Consider the following 17,989-nt stretch of genomic DNA (forward strand, 5'->3'; position numbering starts at 1 on the left):
TTATCCCTGTTTGACTTTGAGCGGCAGCACGCGGACCGGGTCGCCAGCCTTCACGTCGAGCGCGACGGCATCGTCGGCCGACAGCACGAACGAGCCGTTCGCGACCACGCCCGGCGCGACGCCGACGCGGAAATCGTTGAGCGACGTGTTCGACACGAGCGACTTCGGCGCGTCGTCACGTGCATCGGGCACGCCGATCGCGACCGGTACGACGACGCTCTCGCGCACCGTGCGCAGGTCGTTGACGTGGCATTCGAGCACGGGGCCCGCATCGAAGATGTCGACGTGATTCTGGTAACGCAGCCCTTCCGCTTCGAGCATCTTGCGCGCCGGCAGCGTGTCGCGATGCGTGAGGCCGACCGCGTCCTGCGCGTCCTGCGGCAGCAGGTCGACGTACACCGGGTAGCGCGGCATCAGTTCCGCGAGGAACGACTTGCGGCCGTGCGAGCTGAGGTAATCGGCCGCGTTGAAATCGATCTGGTAGAAGTGCGAACCGACCGCGCGCCAGAACGGCGACGTGCCGTCCTCGTCGAAGTGGCCGCGCAGTTCCGCGCAGATGCGCTCCGGAAAGCGGTCGCGGAATTGCGCGATGAACATGAAGCGCGAACGCGACAGCAGGCCGCCGACGCCGCCCGTGCGATAGCGCGGGCTCAGGAACAGCGAGCACACTTCCGCGTAGCCCGTCAGGTCGTGCGAGATGTTCAGCGCGGACATCCGCGTCCACACGCCGAGCTCCTGGCTCGCGTGCACGACCGTGCTCACGCGATAGTTGTAGAACGGCTGCTCGAGGCCGACCTGCGTTTCGATTCCGCACACGCCCGCGATGTCGCCCGTCTTCGAGTCTTCCATCACGAAGAAGTAGCCGGCCTCACCCGGTGCGGCCCGGCCTTCGAGCGTGCGGCGCGAACGCTCGATGCGCGCGGCGAGCGCGTCGCGGTCGGGCTTGAACGTGGTCAGGCCCGGCCCGGTTTCCTGCGCGAGCGACACGAGCGCGTCGACGTCGCCCGTTTGTACGACCCGAACGACGATCATGCTGCGTCTCCCGTCAAATCTTCATCGCTGCGGCGATGCAGCGGCACGCAGCGCACCACATCGCCTTCCTTCACATCGAGCGCCGCGCGCACGTCGCCGGCCAGCGGCGCATCGTGCGCGTCGCCCGGCAGGTCGGCCAGCACGCAGCGGAACGATTCGCCGCTGCCCGTCGACACCATGTACGCGACGTCGCCCTGCTGATGCGCGGCCTCGCGCACGACGCGCTCCGAGCCATGCTTCACGCACGCGGTGCGGTCGACCTGCGCGGTCAACACCGGGCCGGCGTCGAAGATGTCGACGAAGCGGTCGGGCTCGAAACCTTCCTCGAGATGGATGTCGTACGCGAGCAACGCCGTTTCGTTCGGCTCGCCGAGCACGCGCTGCGCGGCTTCCGGCAGCAGCGGCACATAGAGCGGATAGGCCGGCATCACTTCCGCGATGAACGTGCGGCTGCGGCCGCCCGATGCGATGTCGACGTCGGTGAAGTCGCGGCCGAAGAACTTGCGGCCCACCGCTTCCCAGAACGGCGATGCGCCGGTGCCGTCGCTCACGCCGAGCAGCAGCGTGAAGACTTCCGGCGTGAAGCGGCGCCGGTTCGCGGCGATGTACATCATCCGGGCGCGCGAGATCAGGTGCGCGGCCGCGTCGCCGCGCAGCGACGGATCGACGTAAAAGCCCGCGAGCCGGCTCTTGCCGGTCAGCTCGTGCGACATCGTGAGCGCGTGGATCTTGCGGTTCACGTGCAGCTCGCGCGACGCGTGGATCAGTGCGTCGTTGCGGAACGCGTAGAACGGTTCCGAGTAGCCGGCCGCGGCCACGATGCTCGCCGTGCCGAGCAGCTTGCCCGTCGACGAATCCTCGAGCACGAACAGATAGAACTCCTCGCCGGCGAAGTCGACGTCCGCGCGAAACGAATCCTCGGAGAGCGCCACGCGCGCTTCGAGCGCCGCGCGGTCGTGCGGCAGCGAGTGCAGGACCGGCTGCGCGGTGCGCGCCATGTGCGCGAGCGCATCGAGATCCGTGAGTTTGCCGGGGCGAACAAATAGCATCGTCGTTCCTGTCTGCGATGGGCGCGCCGCTCAGCGCGCGGTGGCTTCCTGTGCGGCGAGCACGTGTTCGACCGCCTTCTCGAAGCGCTTCGTGCCTTCGTCGAGCAGGTCGAACGGGATCACCAGCGACGGGACGAAGCGCAGCACGTTCGGGCCGGCGATCAGCATGATCAGGCCGTTCTCGGCGGCGGCGGTGACGAAGTCCTTCGCGCGGCCGTCGAATGCGGCGGTGAGTTCCGCGCCGACCAGCAGGCCCTTGCCGCGGACGTCCTTGAAGATGCCGAAACGCGCGTTGATGCGTTCGAGCGCGCCCTTCAGGCGCACGCTGCGTTCGCGCACGCCTTCGAGCAAGGCCGGATCGCCGATCAGTTCGACGACCTTGTCCGCGATCGCCGACGCGAGCGGGTTGCCGCCGTACGTCGTGCCGTGCACGCCGACCTTGAAGTGCGCGGCCAGTTCGTTCGTCGTCAGCATCGCGCCGATCGGGAAGCCGTTGCCGAGCGCTTTCGCGGTCGTGAGGATGTCCGGCGTGACGCCCGTGTCCATGTAAGCGTAGAACTGGCCCGTGCGGCCCACGCCCGTTTGCACTTCGTCGAAGATCAGCAGTGCGTCGTTGGCGTCGCATGCTTCGCGCAGCGCCTTCAGGAACGCCGGATCGGCCGGGATCACGCCGCCCTCGCCCTGCACCGGCTCGACGATCACGGCGCAGGTTTGCGGGCCGATCGCGGCCTTCGCGGCTTCGATGTCGTTGTACGGCAGGTGCTTGATGCCGGCCGGGACCGGGCCGAAGCCTTCCGAGTACTTCGGCTGGCCGCCGACGCTGACGGTGAAGAACGTGCGGCCGTGGAACGACTGCACGAACGAGATGATTTCGAATTTGTCGGCGCCGTGGCGATCGAACGCGACGCGGCGCGCGAGCTTCAGCGCGGCTTCGTTCGCTTCCGCGCCCGAGTTCGCGAAGAACGCGCGATCGGCGAAGGTCAGCGATTCGAGGCGCTTCGCGAGGCGCAGCACCGGCTCGTTCGTGTAGCCGTTGCCGATGTGCCAGAGCTTGCGGCTTTGCTCGTCGAGCACCTTCAGCAGTTCCGGGTGGCCGTGGCCGAGCGACGTCACCGCGATGCCGCACGCGAAATCGATGTATTCGCGGCCGACCGTGTCCCACACGCGGGAGCCCTCTGCGCGATCCGGCACGAACGGGGCGGGGGAAAATACCGGCACCATCACTTCGTCGAATGTCTGGCGGGTCACGGTCGAGGTCGTCATGGTCGTTCCTTTCGGTTTCGTAAGAGGGTTCAACAGGTTCAAGTTTAGGTAAGGGTGGCGCAAGCGTCTTGCGGAATTGCGACGGGTTCTATCGGAAGCAGATAGTGCGCGTCATTTTGCCCTCTCGGGCGGGGGGCGTGGCTTGGTTCGTATTTTTGGGAGCTTGTGGGGGTCCGCTCGGGTTGGTCGTGAAGCACCTGCGATCGCGTCGGTCTATTAGCGTCGCCCCTGCGCGGGGCGGCGGTCACTTTTCTTTGTCTTGCCAAAGAAAAGTAACCAAAAGAAAGGCGCTCGATATCGCATGACCTCCCGGTGCCATAGCCATCGGAGTGGTCCGCACAAAAGTGTCCGCGCCAGTCACGAACCCGAAGTGGTTCGAGCAATGGTTCTGACACCACTCACTACCCCACGGAGCGGTATACCATCCGCTAGCTCCATCCTCGCTACGCTCGGCTGCAAGGTACTTCAGGGCATGCCGGTGCGTTCGCGCTCCTCCAGGAACTGTCAGTGCCAGCCCTCTTTCTGCTCTCGGCATTTATATGGGCAGGTCGTTCGACGATCGGCGTTCTCCGATAGGCATGTATGCGCCCCCCTTTCTCGCGAGGCTTTCCTGCGTATCGAAAATACAGTGGGTCCCTGGTGAGGACGGGCAATGCCGGCATGGTGGGGATGGACCTGTCGGCCGAGCGAAGCGAGGACGGAGCTAGCGGATGGTATACCGCTTTGTTGGGTAGTGAGTGGTGTCAGAACCATTGCTCGAACCACTCCGTTGTCCTGACTGGCGCGGACACTTAGATGGTGGCCACTCTGATGGCCATGGCACCGGGAGGTCATGCGATGTCGGGCGCCTTTCTTTTGGTTACTTTTCTTTGGCAAGACAAAGAAAAGTGACCGCCGCCCCGCGCAGGGGCGACGCTAATAGACCGACACGATCACAGGTGCTTCACGCCGCCGCTGGGCGGGCCGCCCCAAATCCGAAAACGCAAAAAAGGCCCAAAAAACCGCTAATCTTTCCCGCGCTCGACGAGCGCCCCACCGCGAGGTTCGCTACCGCCCCCGGTCTGCTTCTCGAGCCAGGCTCGCCGATCTTCCCGCGGCGTGACGCCGAACCTTTCCCGATAGGCATTGGAAAAATGCGCAGCAGAAGAGAACCCACAGGCGAGACTCACCTGCACCACCGACTTGCTGGTCCGCTGCAACTGCGTCCGTGCCTTGAGCAACCGAAGATTGAGGTAATACTTGGAGGGCATCGCCCCGAGATACTGCCGAAAGAGCCGCTCGAGCTGTCGGCGCGACACGCCGACCAACCCGGCGATCTCATCGGTCGTCAACGGATCCTCGACATTGGCCTCCATCAACAGCAACGCGTCGTTCAACCGCGGATGCCGCTCGCCCGGCGCAGTCACGAAAGGAATCCGCTGCCGCTCCTCGCCGCTGCGCAGCGCCCCGACCCCCAGCGCATCGGCAATCCGCTCCGCGAGATCCGCCCCATGTTCCCGGCCGATCATCGCCAGCATGAAGTCGACGGTCGCCTGCCCACCGGCACAGGTCGCCCGGTCGCGATCGATCTCGAAGATCTGCTGCGTGACGATCGACCGCTCGAACTGTTCGGCGAACTGCTGGTACGTCTCCCAGTTCACGCTCACGCGATACCCGGAAAGCTGCCCCGCCATCGCGAGCCACCACACGCCGTGATGAATGCCGGTCACGACCGGCGTGCGCTGCCCGACCCGGGCGAGACTCGCGAGAAACAACCGGTAATCGGCAAACTGCTGAAACCGCTCCGACACGACGATCAACCAGTCGCACGCGATCGCATCGTTGAACGCCGCATCGGCATGCCATTGCGCGCCGCCGGCGAGCGGCACCGGCCGCCCGTCCCACGAACACACCTGCCAGCGGTACAAAAGCCGCCCGTCGATCTCGTTCGCCAGGTTCAACGCATCGACGATCGGACCCACACCCGACATCGACACGGGCGGCAATGCAACGATCGCCACCTGCGTCGTGCGGGTGGCGCCTGCGGGACGGGACACCGGTACCACGGTTGAAACCTGCCCTGTCGCGTTACTTGAGGCTGCCCGACAGGAACTGCTTGAGCCGCTCGCTCTGCGGGCGCACCAGCACTTCCTTCGGATCGCCCTCTTCCTCGGTCCGCCCCTGATGCAGGAACATCACGTGGTTCGACACGTTGCGTGCGAAGCCCATCTCGTGCGTGACGACGATCATCGTGCGGCCCTCCTCGGCCAGCTTCTGCATCACCTTCAGCACTTCGCCGACCAGTTCCGGATCGAGCGCGGAAGTCGGCTCGTCGAACAGCATCACGTCCGGATGCATCGCCAACGCACGCGCGATCGCCACGCGCTGCTGCTGGCCGCCGGACAGATGCGACGGATACTGCTTCTCGACGCGCGGCGGCAGGCCGACCTTCTCCAGGTACTCGCGCGCACGCTCCTCGGCTTCCTTCTTCGAAATGCCCAGCACGTGCACCGGCGCTTCCATCACGTTCTCGAGCACGTTCATGTGCGCCCACAAGTTGAAGTGCTGGAACACCATCGCGAGCTTCGTGCGGATGCGCTGCAGTTGCTTGTGATCGGCCACCTCCAGCGCGCCGGTCTTGTCGGCCTTCGTGCGCACGGCCTCGCCGTCGACGACGATCTGCCCCGCATTCGGCCGCTCGAGAAAATTGATGCAGCGCAGGAACGTGCTCTTGCCCGAGCCGCTCGCGCCGATGATGCTGATGACGTCGCCGGCCTTCGCGTCCAGCGACACGCCCTTGAGCACCTCGTTGTCGCCGTAGCGCTTGTGAATGTCGACCGCGGCAAGCTTCACGGAAGCGGACGCGCTCGTTTGAGTGATCTCGGCCAACTGGCTCTCCTCGAGTGAATTCAATGACGGGCGGCCGCGAGATACGCGAGCCAGTGGCGCTCCGCGCGGCGAAACGCCGCGACGAGTGCGAACGATACCGCAAGATAGATCAGCGCGGCGATTCCGAACGACTGGAACGCCATGTAGGTCGCGGAATTGGCGTCGCGCGCGACCTTCAGGATGTCGGGCACGGTCGCCGTGAACGCGACGGTCGTCGCGTGCAGCATCAGGATCACCTCGTTGCTGTACAGCGGCAGCGCGCGGCGCAGCGCCGACGGCAGGATCACGCGGCGGTACATCGTGAACGGCGTCATTCCGTACGCGCGCGCCGCCTCGACTTCGCCGTGTGGGATCGCACGGATCGCCCCGGCGAAGATCTCGGTGGTGTATGCGCAGGTGTTCAGCGCGAACGCGAGGATCGCGCAGTTGAAGCCGCTGCGGAAGAACGCGTCGAGCAGCGAGTGCGAACGCACGAACTCGAAGCTGTACATGCCCGTGTACATCAGCAGCAACTGCACGTAGAGCGGCGTGCCGCGGAACACGTACGTGTAGAAGCGCACGGGCATCGACACCCACTTGTTCCTCGACACGCGCGCGACCGCGAGCGGCACCGCGCACACGAAGCCGAGCGAAATCGATGCGACGAGCAGCCACAGCGTCACCGCGAGGCCGGACAGGCGCTGGCCGTCCCAGAAAAGGAACGCCTTGCCGAATTCCTGGAGGATCTCGATCATAGTTCTGCGTGCCGCACGCCCATGGAATAACGCTTCTCGAGCTGGATCAGCACGAGGTTGGAGACGGTCGTGATCGCGAGATAGATCAGCGCCGCGACGAGAATGAAGAAGAACATGTTGAACGTGCTCTTGCCGGCGTCCTGCGCGGCCTTCACGACGTCCGCGAGACCGATGATCGACACCAGCGCGGTCGCCTTCACGAGCACCTGCCAGTTGTTGCCGATGCCCGGCAGCGCAAAGCGCATCATCTGCGGAAACATGATCCGCGCGAACACGCGCGCGCCGCTCATCCCGTAAGCCGCACCGGCTTCGAGCTGGCCGCGCGGGACCGACAGGAACGCGCCTCGAAACGTCTCGGTGAAGTACGCGCCGTAGATGAAGCCGAGCGTCAGCACGCCGGCCACGAACGGATCGATGTCGATCTGGTTCCAGCCGACGAGGTCGGTGAACTGGTTCAGCCAGATCTGGATGCTGTAGAACAGCAGCAGCATCAGCACAAGATCGGGCACCGAGCGGATCAGCGTCGTATAACCGGTCGCGATCGCTCGCAGCACCCGGTTGTGCGACAGCTTCGCCACCGCGCCGATCAGTCCCAATGCCACCGCAGTGGCGAGCGACAGCACCGACAGCTCGATGGTCTGCACGGTGCCGGCCCAGAGGACAGGACCAAAGCCGTAAAGGAACACGCGCGTCTCCAGAATTGAATGAATGCCGACGCGTATGCCTGTCCCGCGCCGGGCTGACGCGGATAGTCGCAAGCGAAATTGATTGCCTCAAATCACCGTGCGCGCGGTTGCTGCATCGCAGCAATTCGTCCCACCATTTGTGCGCACGACTTACGCCGCTGTTTCAAAAGGGAAAAACCCGCTTCCTGACAGTCTCATGACGCGTCGGGAAGCGGGTTTTTTGCAATTTTCCGGTCGCTTTTTCGATATAGCGCCGCACTGGCCATCGGGCCGAATGGGCATGTCCGGACACGCGCCGCACAATCGCTCGGTCCTGCCCGCGACGCGAGCGGCGCCGATTCGCTGCCATCCACGGCGGCGCCCGCTTTTTGCATCTACAAAAACTCATTGCCATCTCATGTTTTTGCATCCACAATTAGTCGAAATTCCATTCGTTTTCGACGAGGCCAAGGATCTGTCGAACCGACTGAAACACGGCATCTCGTTGCGAATGGCCGAATTCGCCGAGTGGGAAGCAGTGCGCACATGGGTGGATACCCGGAGGAATTACGGCGAGACGCGCTGGATCTGTCTGGTGCCGATCGGCGCGCGCCTTTATACGGCGATCGTCGTCCCGCGCGGCCGCACGCTGCGTGTCGTCAGCCTGCGAAAAGCCAACAACCGAGAGATGATTCGATATGAAGAAGGCGGTTAAATTCATCCGCAACACGCCCGAGGAAGAAGCGGCGATCGCGCGCGGCATCGCCGCCGATCCGGACGCCCGTGAGCTCGGCGACGACGAAATCGATGCGATGGAGCCATTCGTCGAGGTCGTCGCGAAGAAGTTCGGGCGCCCGAAGCTCGAGCACCCGAAGGAACAGGTCAGCATCCGCTACGACGCCGACATCCTCGCCGCGTTTCGGGCGGACGGCCCCGGCTGGCAGACGCGCATGAACGACGCGCTGCGCGACTGGCTGAAGAAGCGCCGCGCGTGAGCGTCACCGCCCTTTCAGGATGTCGGAGCGCGACGTCGTATAGACGAGCCCGTCCGGGCCGAAATGGACGTTGAAGAACGCATCGGTGTTGACGCCGTCCTCGAGCCAGCGCCAGCTCCAGACCGTCTCGGGCTTCAGCGGATATTGCGCGATGTCGCCGGGCTTGCCGAGCAGGCGTCGCACCTCGTCCTCGTCCATTCCCGGGCGCACTTTCGCGAAATTCTCGGCGGTCAGCACCTGCGTCGCGCCCGTGTAGCGCCCGTTCGCATCGAGGTCGACGAACCAGGTCTGGTTGCCCATCGGGCCACGCGGATATTCGAGACGCTTCGAGCCGTCGGTGAACGTGCGCTCGGTCTCGGGCTTGCCCATCGTGCCGCGCACGTCGGCCTCGGTCGACTCGCCGACCTTCAGCCCCTTCAGCAGCAGCGGCGCGGGTTTGATCGCGTTGAAGAAATCCCTGATACGTTGCACGTCGAGATGGCCTTGGTCGTCGCAACCGGTTAGCGCCAGCGCGGCGGCCAGCATCGTCACGGAAAGCAGCCGGAAACGGAAAATCATCGGAAGACATGCGCGTGGAGAAAACACGCGGCAAGGATACCCGCACCGCGCCAAAAGCGCGAGACGGGTCGTGCGGGCCGTCCCTCGTTCAATGCGTCGTTTCGGTTTCGGTCCGGGTTTCGGACGCCCGATTCGCCGGCGGCGCCCTGCGCGGCACGGCCGGCGGCGCGCCCAAACGGCGGCGCGTGCGCACCAGCTCGGCAAGCTGCCACGAGCCGAGCGCGAGGCAACCGAACAGCACCTCGCGGCCGCGCTTGATCACCGCGAGCGACAGCGCCGTCTCGCGGTCGACGCCGAACATCTGCGCGAGCAGCACGACGGTCGCTTCCTGCACGCCGAGCCCGCCCGGCACCATGAATGCCGCATGCCGCACCGCCTGCGTCATCGCCTCGATCGCGATCGCCCCGCCGATCGACACCGGGTGGCCGAGCAGTGCGAGCGCCCAGTAGATCTCGAGCGCGCCGAGCACGTAGCCGGCCAGTTGCCAGAAGAAGGCGCTGAACAGCAGGCCCGTGCGCGACATCAGCGAATCGATGTCGGCGTCGAGGCGACGGCCGTCGACGCCCTGCAGCAGCCGGTGCGAATCGCCGAGCAGGCGGCCCGCGAAACGCTCGATCGCGTGGAAAATACCGCCGCGCCGCATCAGCACCACGCCGAGCACCGGCAACGGCAGCGTCAGCAACAGCGCAAGGCCGATCGTGCCGCCGCCCATGTTGTCGGTCGTCGCGAGCAGCAGCACGAGGCCGAGCGCCGCGAACGCATACTGCACGACGATCGTCACGAGCACCTCGACGATCACCGACGCGGTCACACGGCTCGCATCGGGCACTTGCCAGCGCGCGAGCCGGATGCCGACGATCTCGCCGCCGATCCCGACCACGGGCAGCAGCCGGTTCACGGCCTCGCGCACGGTCGCGATCCACCACAGGAACGGCAGCGAGCTGCGCCGGTCGAGCAGCAGATGCCACGCGAACGCGTCGAGCAGCAGCGGCAGCGCGTGGAACGGTACCAGCCACAGCAGCGCGTAGCCGGCGCGCGCGAGCATCTGCGACACGTCGCCGACGCCTTCGTGCAGCCCCAGCGCGAGCAGGATGCCGATGCCGATCGGCCAGCCGAGCCACTTGATCCACTTGCTCATGACGGCTGGGCTCCCGGTGCGCGCGACGCGTGCGCGCCGCGCCGTGCCGCGGGCTCGCCGAACACGGCGGCGAAACCGCCGGTCGCGACGCCCGCCGCTTTCAGCGCGGCCGCGACGCGCGGCGACAGCAGCGCATCCAGTTCGTCGGCCGGACGGTAGCCGGCCATCGTCGGCGTGATCGGGCCGTCGCCGGCTTCGGCCGGATGGCAGTAGATCTCGCCGACGCCCGGCGGCAGCTTCGCGAGCGCGTCGAGCAGCACGGCCTCGTCCATCGCGCCCGTATGCTCGATGCCGACCACGTAGTCGTTGTGCGCGAGCCCGGCCCGCTCGAGCCGCGCGCGCACCAGCGCGATCCACGGCTTGAGCCACGCGGGCGCGCTCGTTTCGTAAGGCAGCCGCACCGCGCGCAGCCCGTAGTCGCGGCCGATCTCGACGATCATCGACAGCACGGTCGGATGCAGGTGGAAATGCTTGTGCGCGTTCACGTGGTCGAGCGGCAGGCCGCTCGCCGCGAACGCATCGAACTGCGCACGGATTTCGCGGCGCAGTTGCGCGCGAACGTGCGGCAGGAAGAAGAAGCGACAGCCGTCCTTCGCCATCGCGTCGCCGAATCGCCCGTCGGGGCCGACGAGTGCGGGAATGTCACGCGCGGGCAGCGTGGCCGGGCCGTCCGCGAGCACCAGATGCAGCCCGACCGCGAGCGACGGCAGCCGCCGCGCGCGTTCGATCGCATCCTGCGCGGCGCTCGCGCCGACCATCAGGCTCGCGGCATTCAGCACGCCGTCGCGATGCGCACGCTCGACCGCCGCGTTGACGCGCGGATGCAGCCCGAAGTCGTCCGCGGTGAAGATCAGCGCCCGCGCCGCCCGCTGCGTCGCCACGAATCAGGCCTCGTGCGCGCGCAGGAAGCGGAAGAACTCGACGCCTTCGCGCAGGCGACGCTTCATCATGTCCCAGCTCGTCAGCATCTCGCGCACGATCTCCCAGATCTTCGACGGACGGAAGTAGAACTGGCGATAGAACTGCTCGAGATGGTGATAGATCTCGTCGCGCGACAGGTGCGGATAACCGATCGCCGCGAGCTGCACGCCTTCCTTGCTCACCAGGTTGATGGTCTTGTTCTCTTCCATCCAGCCGTTTTCTACGGCCTGCTTGTAGAGCGTCGTGCCCGGATACGGCGCGGCGAGCGAGACCTGGATCGTGTGCGGGTTGATTTCCTTCGCGTACTCGATCGTCTTCTTGATGGTCTCCTGCGTCTCGCCCGGCAGGCCGAGGATGAAGGTGCCGTGGATCTTGATGCCGAGCTTCTTGCAGTCCGCGCTGAAGCGGCGCGCGAAATCGGTGCGCACGCCCTTCTTGATGTTCACGAGGATCTGGTCGTCGCCCGATTCGAAGCCGACCAGCAGCAGGCGCAGGCCGTTCTCCTTCATCACCTTCAGCGACTTGTACGGCACGTTCGCCTTCGCGTTGCAAGACCAGGTCATGCCGAGCTTGCCCAGACCGATCGCGATGGCTTCCGCGCGCGGCAGGTCGTCGGTGAAGGTGTCGTCGTCGAACATCAGTTCCTTCACTTCCGGCATGTTGTCGCGGATCCACTTCGCTTCCGCGAGCACGTTCTCGACCGAGCGCGTGCGGTAGCGATGGCCGCTGACCGTCTGCGGCCACAGGCAGAACGTGCAGCGCGACTTGCAGCCGCGGCCCGTGTAGATCGACACGTACGGATAGTTCAGATAGCCGATGAAGTAGTTGTCGATCTTCAGGTCGCGCTTGTAGACGGGCGCGACGAACGGCAGTTCGTCCATGTTCTCGAGGATCGGACGCGCTTCGTTGTGCTCGATCGAACCGTCCTTCGCGCGCCAGCTCAAGCCCTTGATCTCGGCGAACGGCTTGCCTTCGGCGAGTTCCTTGCAGGTGTAGTCGAACTCCTCGCGGCACACGAAGTCGATGGCGTCGCTCGCCGTGAGCGAGTTGTGCGGATCGACCATCACTTTCGCGCCGACCATGCCGACCAGCATCGACGGCTTCATCTTCTTGAGATCCTGCGCGAACATCGCGTCGGTCGGGAACGACGGCGTGCTCGTGTGGATGATCACGAGATCGTAGTCGTTGGCGATCTTCAGCGTCTCCTCGACCGACAGGCCGTCGGCCGGCGCGTCGACGACGCGGCTGCCCGGCACGAGCGCGGCCGGCTGCGCGAGCCAGGTCGGATACCAGAAGGAACGGATTTCGCGCTTCGCCTGATAGCGCGAGCCGGCTCCGCCGTCGAAGCCGTCATACGAAGGGGCCTGCAAGAACAGCGTTTTCATGAATGCTCCGGTAGCCTGCATAGTTCGTTTCGTTGCAACGATTCAGTCAAAAATCGCGGGCCGCCATGCGGGCGCCCGCCTCTCCGTCATGTCGCGCCGCGCGGCTTCGCCGTGCGACGCGTCTCGGCCCGCGGGCCGGTTCGATCGACGGCCCTAGCGGCCGTCCACTGCTTCCACGGCGGCCGCCGCGCGTTCGCCGCCGACGACCGTCATCCTCGCGCCGCGCCACACGACGTGCGTGCCGAACACGGCCGCGAGCCACTCGAGCGCGAGCAGCGTATCGCGCACCGCGACGAGCGGCAGGTCGCGCCAGAACGCGCGCCAGCCGTCCTCGCCGCGCGCATGCAGCACGAGCCGCCCGAATGCGCCGACCGCGGCCGCTCCGCCCGCCAGCCAGCCGGCGACGGTGCCGTCGAGGCGCAATGCGAGCGCCGCGCCGATCGCGAGCCACGGCACGGTAAACGTAATGAACAGGAACGCGAAGCCGGCCGGGTTCAGCGAACGAATCGTGCGCAGCCAGCGCGTCTCGCGGTGCCATAGCGGCCCGAACGACGGTTCGATCACGTCGGTCGCGACCTCGACCTCCGACAGCACGGTGCGCCGCCCGAGGCGGCGCGGCAGCTCGGCCAGCCAGAAATCGTCGGCCAGCTCGTCCTTCAGCGCGACGAGACCGCCGATCCGGTCGAGCGTGTCGCGCGTGAGCGCGAGCGTCGCGCCGAAGCCAAAGCGGCTCGAACGGCCGAGATGCGTGATCCGCACCGACGGCGCGAACCAGGCGTCGACGAACTGGGCGCCGATCCGCGTCCAGAAGCCGCCGACGCTGCGCGCATGATACAGGCACGTGACGACCCCGACCGACGCGTCGGCGAGCGGCGCCGTCACGCGCTCCAGATAGTCGGGCTCGACCGCGATGTCGCTGTCCGCGATCACGATGCGGCCGTATTTCGCGCGCTCGGCGAGATTGATCAGGTTGCTGACCTTCAGGTTCTTGCCATGCACGCGCGCGTCGATCACGAGCATGATGTCGCACTCCGGATGATCGGCGCGCAGCCGCTCGACGATGGCGATCGCCGGATCGGCGGACGATGCGACGCCGAACAGCACCTCATAGCGCGGATGGCGCTGCACGCAGAAAGTCGCGAGGTTTTCGTACAGGTGCGGCTCGGCGCCGCACAGCGGCTTGAGCACGCTGACCGGCTCGAAGCCGTCGCGCACCGCCGTGCGCGGCATGCGCGGCCGCGGCGCGAAGGCCGCGACGAGCGCATAGCCGGCCGCGGCCAGCGTGAACGCGATCAGGAGCCAGTCGAGCAGCGTGACGGTGGGCGTCATGCGCGACGCCTCCCGACGACCTGGGCGCCATGGCAAGCGCGCGAGCGCGATTGAGCGTGATGCGGTTTTCCGACAACGACGAACGCGGGCACGACCCGACTCCTTGTTCCAGCAGCGTCTGTAATGGGGAGGCACGACCCGTTGTTCGGGTTCGGCCATGCCCGGCTTCGCGTGGCGTATCCCCGCGCAGCGCCAGGACGGCATGCGGGAAGACTCGAATGGCTCCATCGGCACAACATGGGCAGGCGCCGGATTTTAGCAGTCCGCGCTGCCCCGCGCTCGGCGCTACGAGAAACGGACTAGTGCAATTCCGGCAAAGCTGAGCGGTCGACGAACCGGATCGGCCCGGCCACGTTCACATTAGCGTAAGCACTTTGCAGGCGTATTGCAGTCTTGAAAATCAAACGTTTCGTGCAAATTTGTATGTCGATGCGGTATCACTTCCAATCGCCGTAAAGTTTGGTAATTAATCGGCGATTGGTTCGATTTTTGCAACGATCGTCGCGAGCAACCCTGCGCCCCTGTAAGGCGCATGGGTATCCGCGCGCCACCAGCACGTTCCGGAACCCTTTGGCAAAATCCTTGGCGTCTGTTGCGTAATCGCATCACCACGCCACCCCGTTTCGAAGGTCTTCCGATGACACCGTTTTCCGTACTCGATCTCGCCCCCATTCCGGCCGGCGCCGACGCATCGCAAGCGTTCCGTAACACCGTCGACCTCGCGCAGCACGCGGAGCGCTGGGGCTATCGGCGCTACTGGCTGGCCGAGCATCACAACATGCCGGGGATCGCGAGCGCGGCCACCGCCGTCGTGATCGGCCACGTCGCGGGCGCCACGCAGACGATCCGGGTCGGCTCGGGCGGCGTCATGCTGCCGAACCATGCGCCGCTCGTGATCGCCGAGCAGTTCGGCACGCTCGCGTCGCTGTATCCGGGGCGCATCGACCTCGGCCTCGGCCGCGCGCCCGGCACCGACCAGACCACGTCGCGCGCGCTGCGCCGCGACCTGATCGGCAGCGCGGACTCGTTTCCGGACGACGTCGCGGAATTGCAGCGCTACTTCGCGGAGCCGGTACCCGGCCAGCGCGTGCGGGCGGTGCCGGGCGCCGGGCTCGACGTTCCGGTGTGGCTGCTCGGGTCGAGCCTGTTCAGCGCGCAGCTCGCGGCGATGCTCGGGCTGCCGTTCGCGTTCGCGTCGCACTTCGCGCCGGACTATTTGATGCGGGCGCTCGAGATCTATCGCGCGCAGTACCGGCCGTCGGCCGCATGGCCGAAGCCGCATGCGATGGTCGGCGTCAACGTGTTCGCGGCCGACACCGACGACGAGGCGCGGCGCCTGTTCACGTCGTTGCAGCAGCAGTTCATCAACCTGCGGCGCGGCACGCCGGGCAAGCTGCCGCCGCCCGTCGACGTGCTCGAGGCGAGCGAACTCGAACTCGCGACCGTCGCGCATTCGCTGTCGTTCGCGGCGGTCGGCTCGCGCGACACGGTGCGCGACAAGCTGCGCGACCGTATCGCGCAGACGGGGGCCGACGAGCTGATCGTCACCGCGCAGATCTACGATCATGCCGCGCGGCTGCGCTCGTTCGAGCTGACCGCGCAGATCCGCGACGAGCTCGCGAACGAAGCAAGCTGACGGCCCGACCGGGCGCGGCCTGCCGCCTGCCCCGCATCACTGCGGGTGCACGGCGTCCAGCCCGTCGAGCAGCGCCTTGTGGAACGCGTCCGGGTCCTGGATCTGCGGCGCGTGTCCGAGCGCCGGGAATTCGACGAGCTGCGCGCCGGGAATCGCGGCCTGCGTGCGCTTCGCGAGTTCCGGATAGCGGCCGAGCTTCGCGTGCACGTCGGGCGGCGCGACGTCCTTGCCGATCGCGGTCGTATCCTTGTCGCCGATCATCAACAGCGTCGGCACGCGGATCGCGCCGAATTCGTAGACCACCGGCTGCGTGAGGATCATGTCGTAGATCAGCGCGGAGTTCCACGCGACCGCGTCGCGGCCGGGGCCGCGATACATCCCGGCGAGCATCTGCACCCAGCGCTCGTACGACGGCGACCACTTGCCCGCGTAGTACGTGCTCTGCTCGTAGCGGCGGATGCCGTCGGCCGTGGTCTTCTGTTCGCGCGCATACCAGTAGTCGACCGACAGCGGCGGCACGCCGAGCGCCTTCCAGTCCTCGAGGCCGATCGGGTTCACGAGCACGAGCTGGTCGGTCGCCTTCGGATACATCAGCGCGTAGCGGATCGCGAGCATCCCGCCCGTCGAGTGGCCCATGATCGTCGCCGACTTCACGCCGACCGATTCGAGCAGCGCGTGCGTGTTGCGCGCGAGTTGCTGGAAGCTGTACTGGTAGCGCTCGGGCTTCGACGACTTGCAGAAACCGATCTGGTCCGGCGCGATCACGCGGTAGCCGGCGCGGCTCAGCACGCCGATCGTGTCCTCCCAGGTCGCCGCGCAGAAGTTCTTGCCGTGCAGCAGCACGACGGTGCGGCCGTTCGGGTGCGCGGGCTGCACGTCGAGGTACGCCATCTCGAGGGTTTCGCGCTGCGACACGAACGCGTATGCGTGCACGGGCGCCGGATACGCGAACCCTTCGAGGCGCGGGCCGTACGTGGGCCCGTCGTTGGCGGCGGTCGTCGCGGCGACGGTCGCAACGGGCATCGCGCACGCGGCGGCGGCGCTCGCGCCGAGCACGGCGGCGCGAGCGACGGACAACATCTTGCAAATCGAAAGCATGGCGATGACGGTGATTGGAGACACGCGCGGGCAGTCGGGCTGCAGCCTTGCTGCGTCGCGCCCCGCGATTCTACGCGGTCGCGTGACGACGACGCGCAACACTCCGGGCCGCGCGACTTCCGCGCGTACGACGAACTCGGGTATCGTGTGACGTGACCCTGAAACGCGTGCAGGCGAATTCCCATGAAAAACGTCCTCAGCATTCAGTCGCACGTCATCTACGGCCATGCCGGCAACAGTGCGGCCGTGTTCCCGATGCAGCGTCTCGGCATCAACGTCTGGCCGCTCAACACCGTCCAGCTGTCGAATCACATGCAGTACGGCCACTGGGCCGGCAGCGCGATCGATGCCGCGAAGATGGAACAGCTCGTCGACGGCGTCGCCGCCATCGGCGCGCTCAAGCGTTGCGACGCGGTGCTGTCCGGCTTTCTCGGCTCGCCGCCGCAGGCGCGCGCGGCCGTCGAGATCGTGCGCTCGGTGAAGGCGATGAATCCGAACGCGTGGTACTTCTGCGATCCGGCGATGGGCCAGACGGGCGGCATCCGGCCCGAGCCCGGCGTCGAGGAATTCATCGTCCAGGAGATGCCCGCGCTCGCGGACGGCATGTCGCCGAACCACTCCGAACTGCAGAAGCTCGCCGGGCGGCGCATCGAGACCGTCGCCGAAGCCGTCGACGCGTGCCGCGCGCTGATCCGCCGCGGCCCGAAGATCATCCTCGTCAAGCACCTGCACGACCGCAACAGCCCGGCCGACCGTTTCAACATGCTCGCCGTCACCGAAACCGAAGCGTGGATCGGCCAGCGGCCGCTGTATGCGTTTCCGCGCCATCCGGTCGGCGTCGGCGACCTGACCAGCGCGATCTTCGTCGCGTGCCGGCTGCGCGGCGACTCGGTGCGCGCCGCGTTCGAGCACACGCTCGCGGCCGTGCATGCGGTCGTGAAGGCCACCTACGACGCCCGTCGCTACGAGCTCGAACTCGTCGCCGCGCAGGACGAAATCGCACGGCCGAGCGAATGGTTCGGCGCGTGGGTGACCGACGCCTGACGCGTGCGCATCGCGTTCCTCGCCGCCGCCGCTCTGCGTCCTCTGCCGTCCCCGCAGCCATCCCGCCGCTGCCGGCTCCTCCGGCGTGCCACGCGCCACCCGCCTCACCTGCCTCACCTGCCTCACCCCCCCCCCCCCCCCCCCCCCCCCCCCCCCCCCCCCCCCCCCCCCCCCCCCCCCCCCCCCCCCCCCCCCCCCCGCCTCACCCGTCGCCGCTTCTTCGCCGTTCGTACCGCGGCGCGCAGCCGACGGCAATCCGATCCACGCGTGCAAA

At 66.7% G+C, this 17,989-nt stretch carries 17 protein-coding genes; 4 read left to right on the forward strand and 13 right to left on the reverse strand.

Features of this window, described 5'->3' with window-relative positions; genetic code table 11:
• The 7 genes from astA to WS95_RS12990 form a co-directional block, all read right to left on the reverse strand.
• Positions 1–1,032 carry an arginine N-succinyltransferase gene (gene astA / locus WS95_RS12960; protein ID WP_059824165.1) on the reverse strand — a complete coding sequence of 344 codons (1,032 nt, stop codon included), beginning with the start codon at positions 1,030–1,032 and terminating at the stop codon, positions 1–3.
• Entirely contained in the window at positions 1,029–2,081 is a 1,053-nt protein-coding gene (gene aruF, locus WS95_RS12965) for an arginine/ornithine succinyltransferase subunit alpha (RefSeq protein WP_034206826.1), read from the reverse strand. Before aruF ends, astA begins: the two co-directional genes overlap by 4 nt.
• Positions 2,082–2,111: 30 nt before the next feature.
• Positions 2,112–3,344 (reverse strand): aspartate aminotransferase family protein, encoded by a 1,233-nt coding sequence (locus WS95_RS12970; protein WP_059824167.1) that lies wholly within the window; start codon positions 3,342–3,344, stop codon positions 2,112–2,114.
• A 1,004-nt stretch (positions 3,345–4,348) separates the two neighbouring features.
• Positions 4,349–5,389 carry a GlxA family transcriptional regulator gene (locus WS95_RS12975; protein WP_059782519.1) on the reverse strand — a complete coding sequence of 347 codons (1,041 nt, stop codon included), beginning with the start codon at positions 5,387–5,389 and terminating at the stop codon, positions 4,349–4,351.
• 22 nt (positions 5,390–5,411) lie between these two features.
• On the reverse strand, positions 5,412–6,212 hold the full coding sequence (locus tag WS95_RS12980; RefSeq protein WP_034206824.1) for an ABC transporter ATP-binding protein: 801 nt from the start codon (positions 6,210–6,212) through the stop codon (positions 5,412–5,414).
• 20 nt (positions 6,213–6,232) lie between these two features.
• Complete coding sequence (locus WS95_RS12985; RefSeq protein WP_059824169.1) at positions 6,233–6,946, reverse strand: ABC transporter permease; 714 nt, start codon at positions 6,944–6,946, stop codon at positions 6,233–6,235.
• Positions 6,943–7,632 (reverse strand): ABC transporter permease, encoded by a 690-nt coding sequence (locus WS95_RS12990; protein WP_006488734.1) that lies wholly within the window; start codon positions 7,630–7,632, stop codon positions 6,943–6,945. Before WS95_RS12990 ends, WS95_RS12985 begins: the two co-directional genes overlap by 4 nt.
• A gap of 82 nt (positions 7,633–7,714) precedes the next feature.
• Between WS95_RS12990 and WS95_RS36025 the strand changes: the two genes are divergently transcribed.
• Entirely contained in the window at positions 7,715–8,326 is a 612-nt protein-coding gene (locus tag WS95_RS36025; RefSeq protein WP_306454117.1) for a BrnT family toxin, read from the forward strand.
• Positions 8,310–8,606, forward strand: coding sequence for a BrnA antitoxin family protein (locus tag WS95_RS13000; RefSeq protein WP_034206822.1), 297 nt, complete (start codon positions 8,310–8,312; stop codon positions 8,604–8,606). The genes WS95_RS36025 and WS95_RS13000 overlap by 17 nt, the downstream gene beginning before the upstream one ends.
• A gap of 3 nt (positions 8,607–8,609) precedes the next feature.
• Here WS95_RS13000 and WS95_RS13005 read toward each other — a convergent pair whose 3' ends face one another.
• The 5 genes from WS95_RS13005 to hpnI all read right to left on the reverse strand — a co-directional run bounded on the left by WS95_RS13005 (position 8,610) and on the right by hpnI (position 13,937).
• Complete coding sequence (locus WS95_RS13005) at positions 8,610–9,164, reverse strand: hypothetical protein (protein ID WP_006488732.1); 555 nt, start codon at positions 9,162–9,164, stop codon at positions 8,610–8,612.
• Between the two features lie 88 nt (positions 9,165–9,252).
• Positions 9,253–10,302, reverse strand: coding sequence for a lysylphosphatidylglycerol synthase domain-containing protein (locus tag WS95_RS13010; RefSeq protein WP_059824172.1), 1,050 nt, complete (start codon positions 10,300–10,302; stop codon positions 9,253–9,255).
• Positions 10,299–11,183 carry a hopanoid biosynthesis-associated protein HpnK gene (hpnK, locus tag WS95_RS13015; protein WP_059824174.1) on the reverse strand — a complete coding sequence of 295 codons (885 nt, stop codon included), beginning with the start codon at positions 11,181–11,183 and terminating at the stop codon, positions 10,299–10,301. Before hpnK ends, WS95_RS13010 begins: the two co-directional genes overlap by 4 nt.
• A gap of 3 nt (positions 11,184–11,186) precedes the next feature.
• On the reverse strand, positions 11,187–12,629 hold the full coding sequence (hpnJ, locus tag WS95_RS13020) for a hopanoid biosynthesis associated radical SAM protein HpnJ (protein ID WP_306454042.1): 1,443 nt from the start codon (positions 12,627–12,629) through the stop codon (positions 11,187–11,189).
• Positions 12,630–12,761: 132 nt separating this feature from the next.
• Complete coding sequence (gene hpnI, locus WS95_RS13025) at positions 12,762–13,937, reverse strand: bacteriohopanetetrol glucosamine biosynthesis glycosyltransferase HpnI (RefSeq protein WP_059824175.1); 1,176 nt, start codon at positions 13,935–13,937, stop codon at positions 12,762–12,764.
• A gap of 637 nt (positions 13,938–14,574) precedes the next feature.
• Between hpnI and WS95_RS13030 the strand changes: the two genes are divergently transcribed.
• Positions 14,575–15,573 (forward strand): LLM class flavin-dependent oxidoreductase, encoded by a 999-nt coding sequence (locus WS95_RS13030; RefSeq protein WP_059824177.1) that lies wholly within the window; start codon positions 14,575–14,577, stop codon positions 15,571–15,573.
• A 36-nt stretch (positions 15,574–15,609) separates the two neighbouring features.
• On the opposite strand, the gene WS95_RS13035 is transcribed toward WS95_RS13030, so the two are convergent.
• Positions 15,610–16,671 (reverse strand): alpha/beta fold hydrolase, encoded by a 1,062-nt coding sequence (locus tag WS95_RS13035; RefSeq protein ID WP_059824179.1) that lies wholly within the window; start codon positions 16,669–16,671, stop codon positions 15,610–15,612.
• A gap of 183 nt (positions 16,672–16,854) precedes the next feature.
• Between WS95_RS13035 and pdxY the strand changes: the two genes are divergently transcribed.
• Entirely contained in the window at positions 16,855–17,715 is an 861-nt protein-coding gene (gene pdxY, locus WS95_RS13040; RefSeq protein ID WP_034206814.1) for a pyridoxal kinase PdxY, read from the forward strand.
• The last annotated feature ends 274 nt before the right edge of the window (positions 17,716–17,989 follow it).

Source organism: Burkholderia sp. MSMB1826 (assembly GCF_001526325.1).
Classification (GTDB): Bacteria; Pseudomonadota; Gammaproteobacteria; order Burkholderiales; family Burkholderiaceae; genus Burkholderia.

Coding starts and splice junctions, on each gene's coding strand:
- pdxY (WP_034206814.1), top strand. CDS start 16,855: ATGAAAAACGTCCTCAGCATTCAGTCGCACGTCATCTACGGCCATGCC.
- WS95_RS13005 (WP_006488732.1), bottom strand. CDS start 9,164: ATGATTTTCCGTTTCCGGCTGCTTTCCGTGACGATGCTGGCCGCCGCG.
- aruF (WP_034206826.1), bottom strand. CDS start 2,081: ATGCTATTTGTTCGCCCCGGCAAACTCACGGATCTCGATGCGCTCGCG.
- WS95_RS13035 (WP_059824179.1), bottom strand. CDS start 16,671: ATGCTTTCGATTTGCAAGATGTTGTCCGTCGCTCGCGCCGCCGTGCTC.
- hpnI (WP_059824175.1), bottom strand. CDS start 13,937: ATGACGCCCACCGTCACGCTGCTCGACTGGCTCCTGATCGCGTTCACG.
- WS95_RS13010 (WP_059824172.1), bottom strand. CDS start 10,302: ATGAGCAAGTGGATCAAGTGGCTCGGCTGGCCGATCGGCATCGGCATC.
- WS95_RS12970 (WP_059824167.1), bottom strand. CDS start 3,344: ATGACGACCTCGACCGTGACCCGCCAGACATTCGACGAAGTGATGGTG.
- WS95_RS12985 (WP_059824169.1), bottom strand. CDS start 6,946: ATGATCGAGATCCTCCAGGAATTCGGCAAGGCGTTCCTTTTCTGGGAC.
- astA (WP_059824165.1), bottom strand. CDS start 1,032: ATGATCGTCGTTCGGGTCGTACAAACGGGCGACGTCGACGCGCTCGTG.
- hpnJ (WP_306454042.1), bottom strand. CDS start 12,629: ATGCAGGCTACCGGAGCATTCATGAAAACGCTGTTCTTGCAGGCCCCT.
- WS95_RS13030 (WP_059824177.1), top strand. CDS start 14,575: ATGACACCGTTTTCCGTACTCGATCTCGCCCCCATTCCGGCCGGCGCC.
- WS95_RS13000 (WP_034206822.1), top strand. CDS start 8,310: ATGAAGAAGGCGGTTAAATTCATCCGCAACACGCCCGAGGAAGAAGCG.